The sequence below is a fragment of the Natronospira sp. genome (assembly GCF_007134575.1).
Lineage (GTDB): Bacteria > Pseudomonadota > Gammaproteobacteria > Natronospirales > Natronospiraceae > Natronospira > Natronospira elongata.
This window is the reverse complement of sequence record NZ_SLKM01000174.1, coordinates 1-6,522: the sequence shown is the minus strand read 5'-3', so window position 1 is coordinate 6,522 and position 6,522 is coordinate 1. Positions and strand designations below refer to the sequence as shown.

General features: G+C 61.7%; 6 protein-coding genes. All 6 read right to left on the bottom strand.

Going from position 1 to position 6,522, the window contains the following annotated elements; translation table 11 throughout:
- Positions 1-362, bottom strand: a 362-nt coding sequence (locus ACJWXQ_RS06835; RefSeq protein ID WP_406672442.1) for an ArsA family ATPase, incomplete at its 3' end; no start/stop codon positions are given.
- A gap of 193 nt (positions 363-555) precedes the next feature.
- Positions 556-819, bottom strand: a complete 264-nt coding sequence (locus ACJWXQ_RS06830) for a cory-CC-star protein (RefSeq protein ID WP_346050164.1) — start codon at positions 817-819, stop codon at positions 556-558.
- On the bottom strand, positions 806-2,491 hold the full coding sequence (locus ACJWXQ_RS06825; protein WP_346050166.1) for a carbon starvation protein A: 1,686 nt from the start codon (positions 2,489-2,491) through the stop codon (positions 806-808). The genes ACJWXQ_RS06830 and ACJWXQ_RS06825 overlap by 14 nt, the downstream gene beginning before the upstream one ends.
- A gap of 10 nt (positions 2,492-2,501) precedes the next feature.
- Positions 2,502-4,169, bottom strand: a complete 1,668-nt coding sequence (locus ACJWXQ_RS06820; protein ID WP_346050168.1) for an acyl-CoA dehydrogenase family protein — start codon at positions 4,167-4,169, stop codon at positions 2,502-2,504.
- 180 nt (positions 4,170-4,349) lie between these two features.
- Complete coding sequence (locus ACJWXQ_RS06815) at positions 4,350-4,769, bottom strand: type IV pilin protein (protein ID WP_346050170.1); 420 nt, start codon at positions 4,767-4,769, stop codon at positions 4,350-4,352.
- A gap of 17 nt (positions 4,770-4,786) precedes the next feature.
- On the bottom strand, positions 4,787-6,522 hold a 1,736-nt coding region (locus tag ACJWXQ_RS06810), incomplete at its 5' end, for a pilus assembly protein (RefSeq protein WP_406672441.1).

Sequence of the window (6,522 nt, the reverse complement as noted above, 5' to 3'; positions counted from 1 at the left end):
CCGGGGTGCTGGCCGGCGAACATGACCTGGCGCTCGGCTTCCTGCAGAAACTCGGGCTGGGCGAAGCGTCGGATATTGTCCCGAACGGTATCGAGATAAGCCGCCCGGGCCGCTTCCGGATCAATCTCACGGGCAAACAAACCACCCTGTACCCGCCGGGGCGCATCCCCCAGCGGCTGCTCCAGCAAATCCGCCAGGGAATGGGCCGGATCCGTCGACACCAGCAACACCCGCTTTCCCCGCTCGGCCAGCGCCAGGCCCAAAGCCGCCGACAAGGTTGTCTTGCCCACGCCACCTTTGCCGCCGAGGAGGACGATGGGAGGCAGGGAGATGGCTTGCGGTGTATCGGGTCGGAAGATCAATGGGAGTGCTCCTTAGGAGAAAGCAGCGAGCTACGAGCGGCGAGCGGCGAGCTGGGCGTGCCAACGATATCGCCCTGCCCCTCCGGAAAGGTTGTACCGGCCAAGGGCCCGCGGAAAGCTCGGGTTCTGCAGAAAACAGTTGGCCATCGATCTTGCACGGCCAGCTCGCTGCTCGTAGCTCGTAGCTCGCTGCTCAACAACACCCAATCCCCCCCGGCGGTGCGTGCTCCATGCCCATGCGCCGGTGCCAGGCGTGGTAGTCCTCGATCACGAAGGGCATGAGTTCCAGGCAATACCAGGCGGCCGGGTTGGGCAGGCCCAGGCTTTCGGACATGAGCAGCAGACGCAGAAAGTCCTCGCGTCGGCGTTGTTCCAGGGCCACGGCCCGACGCATGGGGAGTTCGTAGAAGTCCCGGTAGGCCCGGGCCAGTTGGCGCAGGCGATCACTCAGGGACATCGGATCTGGTCTTTTGCAGTCGCCGGGCCGCCAGGGCCCCTTCCAGGATCAGCCAGATGTTGAGGGCGAAAATCAGCCCGCCAATCACCAACAGCAACCAATTGCCGTCGGACAGATAGCGGGACAGATTCACCAACATCGCCCAGGTGGTCATGCTGGCGACGAACAGAAAGGGTATGGCGGTAAAGATCACCGCTCGGCCCAGGCGTGCCAGGATCAGGCTCAGGACAAGGAGGGACAGGCCGGCGGTGAGCTGATTGGTGGTCCCGAACAGGGGCCAGAGCACCATCCCGCCAGCACCGGGATTATCCGGGTCGGCGCCGAAGGCGAGCCCGGCGCAGGCCAGGAAGGTGATCAGGGTGGCCAGGTTGACGTTGCTCAAAGCCGGCAGTCGATACTGGCGACCGATCTCGGCCAGGATGAAGCGCTGCAGGCGCATGCTGGTGTCCAGGGTGGTGGCGGCGAAGGCCACCACCATGATGGCGATCATGGTGGTGCCGATCACCGCCGGGATGCCCAGATTGCCAAGCAGATTGCCTCCGCCGGTGACGAAGGCGGCAATGCCCCCGGCGCTGGCCGCCGCCCAGGAATCGTAATGGCCCTGCCACTCGGCCAGACCGGCAAAGCCGGCGGAGACCGCCAGCAGGGCGGCCAGTGCCAGCAGGCCCTCGCCGGTGGCCCCAAGGTAGCCGACGAAGCGGGCATCGGTCTCCTTGTTCAGCTGCCGGGCACTGGTGCCGGAGCTGACCAGGCCGTGGAAACCGGAAATGGCGCCGCAGGCGATGGTGACAAACAGCAGGGGAATGATGGACGGGGTATCGGCCGGCAGATCCTGGTTGATGAAGGGCGCGGCGAACTCGGGCCGGCCCACGAACAGGCTTAGATAGATGACGAACAGCCCCAGGAACAGCAGGTGGGCATTGATGAAATCCCGCGGCTGCAACAGCAACCAGACCGGCAGACGCGAGGCCAGTGCCCCGTAGCCCAGCATGATCAGTACCCACCAGGCGATGTCCGGCACCCCACCCGGCTCCTCCGGCAGACTCAGGGGCACTTGCGCGCCCACGAAGACCAGACCGATCATCAGCGCCAGGCCGATGAGACAGGGCAGGAGCAGCGGCATGCGGCTACGGTAGGCCAGAAAGCCGATGACCATGGCAATGGGCAGCTGGAACCAGTAGGGCAGAACCGCTTCCGGGAAATTGACGAAGAGCGTGCCGATGGAAACGGCGAAGACCGCGTTCACCATCAACAGCAGGAAAAAGATGATCAAGAGAAAGAGGCTGCGGGCTCGTGGCCCCAGGACTTCGGCGGCGATACTGCCGATGGAACGGGCCCGGTGGCGCACCGAGGCCCAGAGGGTGCCGAAGTCATGCATGCCGGCAATCAGTACCGTGCCGAGCACGATCCAGGCCAGGGCTGGGCCCCAGCCCCAGATCACGGCGATGGCCGGGCCGATGATGGGGGCGGCCCCCGCCACCGAGGTGAAATGATGCCCCCAGAGGACGAAGCGGTTGGTGGGCACGAAATCCAGGCCGTCATTGTATTCATGGGCGGGTGTCCGGAAATCGGCTTCCAGCCGGAACAGGCGCTCGGCAATGAAACGGGAATAGAACCGCCAGCCGAGAAAAAAGCACAGAAATCCACCCAGGGCCACCAGCACTGGCCACATAGTCAACCTCTCAAAGTGAAAGAATCCGCTCGGCCTCGTCGGCTGGGTAGCCGGCCGGGCCCCGCATTACATGTTGCCGTATCCAACGCCCGGCAATGGCCTCTCGGCGTGATCGGGCAGGCCCCTCGTCTCCCGCCCGAGCCTGCTCGGCAAGCAGGATGCCGGCCACCAGCCTGGCGATCCGGTAGGCAAGCTGGCGGGCATTGGCCTGCAGCCGGGCTTCGCCTTCGGCCAGTAAGGCCTGTGGCCAGCGGGCAAGTGCTTCCAGCTCATCGGCCAGGGCATTCAGGGATTCGTCTCCGGCCCCCAGGGCACTCAGGCGCGCCTGCCAGAAGCCCGTGAAAGTCTGCCAGGCCTCACCGTCCCCCATGGCCCGAAGCAGATCCAGGCTGAGCACATTGGTGGTGCCCTCCCAGATGGACAGAACCTGGGCGTCACGCAGCAGGGAAGGCAGGCCGGTGTCTTCCACATAGCCGGCCCCGCCGAAAGCCTCCAGCACCTCGCTGCAGGCGGCCACCGCCTGCTTGCCGGTATAGAGCTTCACCACCGGCGTCAGCAGGCGTAACACCGCGGCCTCGTCCTCGCTGATTGCTCCGCATTCATCACGGCCCAGCAGCCGGGCCGCCTCGAACACCAGTTGAAAGGCGGCCTGATGTTCAACGGTCAAATCCGCCAGGGTTTCCCGGTGCAGAGGCTGGTCGATCAGGGCACGGCCGAAGGCCTGGCGCTTGCGGGCATAGTCGGTGGCCAGCATCAGTCCTCGGCCAATATAGCCGGCCGCGCAGCAGGCATTGTAGAGACGGGTGATATTGAGAATACTGCTGATCGTGGCCACGCCCCGGCCCCGCTCACCCACCATGCGGGCCGGGGTACCCGCCAGGGTCAGCTCGGCAGTGGGCAGGGCCCGGGTACCGAGCTTGTCCTTGAGCCGATTGACCTGGATGTTGCGCAGCGCCCCGTCGGCGTCTCGCAGCTCGACAAAAAACAGGCTCAGCTTTTCGTCTTCCCCCCCCCGCTCTTTGACCCGGGCGAGCGTCATGGCCACCTGGGAGGTGGTGGCGGAAGTGAACCACTTTACCCCGTGAAGGCGGTAGCCCTGCTCCTCCGGCAGGGCCACGGTTTCCGAGCGTGAGACATCCGAGCCCCCACTGCGCTCGGTCATCCACTGCCCTGCCGTCCAGAAGGACTCAGGCTCGCAACTCAACAGACGGGGCAGGACCCGCTCACGCAGATCCCCATCACCATAGAGCTCGATCACCCGCGCGGCCCCATCGGTCATGGCCATGGGGCAGGAGGCGATGGCGGAGCTGGGGTGGTAAAGATAAAGCCGCAGGAATTGATGAACCCGGGACCAGGCACCGTCAGCCCGCTCAAAGGCGGTTGCCACCACCCCCTCCTCGGCGGCAATCGCTTCCAATTGCCGCCAGGCCTCGCTGACGCGAATCCGGTCGATGCGCCGCCCCCAGGGGTCATAAGGGACATGCTCGGGGGGATCGCGTTCGGCCTCCGCCGCCAGTGTGGGCATCTCATCGCGAGCCCGACGCCATAACTGTCGCAGGCCCGGTTCCCAGCGACTCTTACAGTCCACGGGCAAACGAAGCTGGAGATAATCTGCCAGGGCCCTGTCCGCCAGCAAGTCGCCGTCAAGGACCGGACCTTGCTGAAAGAAACTGCTCATGCGCCTCTCCTGCCATCAAGCAATCCACCGTGACCACATTGCCCCACTCGGCGCAGCAACTCAATTCCATCAAAAAGATATCAGGGGCTTTACTGCCTTACTCCCACTGAAAACGAACAAGCCCTGCCAAGTCGCCTCGGCAGGGCCTGTTCCCCTTCGATCTATAGCAGAGACGTGGGACTAGAGCCCCCAGCAATCGTCACGCTCTTCCGATCCGGTAGAGTCTCGCCGACCAGTATGTGTCAGTGTCAGCGTGCTGCAGCGATCACCGTCACGCTCCGCCTGAACGCCTTGCGGACGGGCTGTCAGCGTAAAGGTGGTTCTCTCGAGATCGCCGATGAAGATTTCATAATGCCCATCCTGCGAATCCCAGGTGGTACCGCCACCATCATCCACGCACTCCCTGTAATCATTGCGCTGGGTAAAGCAGCGTTCCAGCCGTTGGGCTATCTCCACTAGACTGCGCTGCGCATCTGCCCGATAGGTGGTCACCACATGACGCTGATAGCTGTTATAGGCGAGAGCAGAAATGATGCCAAGTATGGCAACCACAATCATGACTTCAATCAGTGTGAACCCAGCTTGACGCTGCCTATTCATGCTCATCCTTTCCGTCCTTATCTATTCTGACGCCAGCTCTGCCGGCCCAATGAATCATCCCCTTTCTCCATGGGCAGCTCTTCCATTTCCGCCTCGGACCCCATCATCATCTTGCCTTCGATGCCCGGTCCTGAAGAAATAATTGCCGGTGTCGTGGGAATACCGACTCTGGAGCGAATGCCACTCACCGGCACCTTGACGGTTTCGCCGTCGATTGTGGTTTCGACATAGCTTTCCTCACCAAACTCACCGTCTCCGGCCAGATCGAAGGGCGAGAAATCCAGGCGTGAACCACTGAAGGCTTCCATCTCCATGAGCCAACCGTCACCGCCGGCGGCACAGGGGTCCTCACTCGGGATCATGGTTGGGAAGATGATACGGCCATTTCGGAAAATCGGGTTGAAGATTACTCGCTCACCCTCTCGGCCACGATGTGAAAGAGGAGAAATCAAATCCAGATACCAACCATCTTCCGTTGTCAGCTCGTGATCGGTCGTGACTCGAAGCTCGAAATCGAAATCCTCAAGCTCATCGATAATTTCCTGCTGCAGCAGATCATCCCGCTCAATTTCCGACTCCTGGTCCCTGATACCGTAAAAGGACTGGACATCGGGATTACTGACAACAAGGTTATCATCATTCTCAAAGTACTTTCCTGTCCCAAAGAAGACGAAGACATCCCCATCCGGCGAGCGCGCCACCTGTGGCCGAACGGTGATGGGCTGTACCTCGCCATTGGGCCCTTCCGCGGTGAAGAGCGGGACTGGCGTATTACCGGAACGCAAGCCACCTGGCGCACGCCAGTTGTTGCCACTCACATCCACACGCCATAGCTGACCCTGGAGATCGCCCATATAGATTCTATCGATCAAGCGATCACCCTCGATGTCCACCGGCATCGGCGTAGCCATGCCGTTACCCGCCGGATTATCGTCATCATCAGGCAGAAAGGGGTCATCCACTTCCTCACCGTTCAGGGGATCCAGGAAGACCAGGGCAGCACGATCATTCTCACTCTGGTAACCCGAGGGCACCATCACCACCCAGTCACCACTGGCCGTTTTACCGACAGAGGGCTGACCAAGGACATAGCCGATGTCTTCGTGGGCATGGTCCACAGCATTCGGACCCGTTGTAGGGCCGCCAACACGCTCCCACAGCACTTCCGGATCCTCCGGGTTAGAGATATCCAGCGCATAAACCCCGCGCTCACCAGCACCAAAGGAGCCCACAAGAATCCGCCGCCAGTTACTACCATCCCAGACATCATTCACCCTGGGTGAGCCGTCGAAAAAGTACTCGCGCTGATAATCCTGGGATGTGAGGCGATTCAACTTGTGCATGATTGCATCCGGAACATAGGAGAAAACCTCCTCCCCGGTTTCAGCGTCAAACCCATGTAGCTTGCCGTCATTGGCCGCCACATAAAGCATGGGGCGGTTCTCGCGCATGTCATGAACATGCTGGCTGTAGCTGCCACCACCATCAAAATCTTCGTCGTTCCGGTAACCGAAATCCTGGGCATGCACGAAAAGTGGATCCGAATTGACGATATCCCCTAGCAACCGCTCCCGCTGCCGGAGCTCACCCTCACCAGCGCCTTCGTCGCTTTGATCACCACGGAGCCACCAAAGCCGCTCCATGCCCAAGCCGTCCACATCACCCGTGTCCGGGTTGACGTTCAGCAATTCCTTTTGATCATCTGTCAATCCATCGGCCACATCCCACCGAAATCGTCGCGTATTCTCTGATT

Excerpts from the sequence above, each read along its gene's own strand:
- ACJWXQ_RS06830 (WP_346050164.1), bottom strand. The coding sequence starts at position 819 with ATGTCCCTGAGTGATCGCCTGCGCCAACTGGCCCGGGCCTACCGGGAC.
- ACJWXQ_RS06825 (WP_346050166.1), bottom strand. The coding sequence starts at position 2,491 with ATGTGGCCAGTGCTGGTGGCCCTGGGTGGATTTCTGTGCTTTTTTCTC.
- ACJWXQ_RS06820 (WP_346050168.1), bottom strand. The coding sequence starts at position 4,169 with ATGAGCAGTTTCTTTCAGCAAGGTCCGGTCCTTGACGGCGACTTGCTG.
- ACJWXQ_RS06815 (WP_346050170.1), bottom strand. The coding sequence starts at position 4,769 with ATGAATAGGCAGCGTCAAGCTGGGTTCACACTGATTGAAGTCATGATT.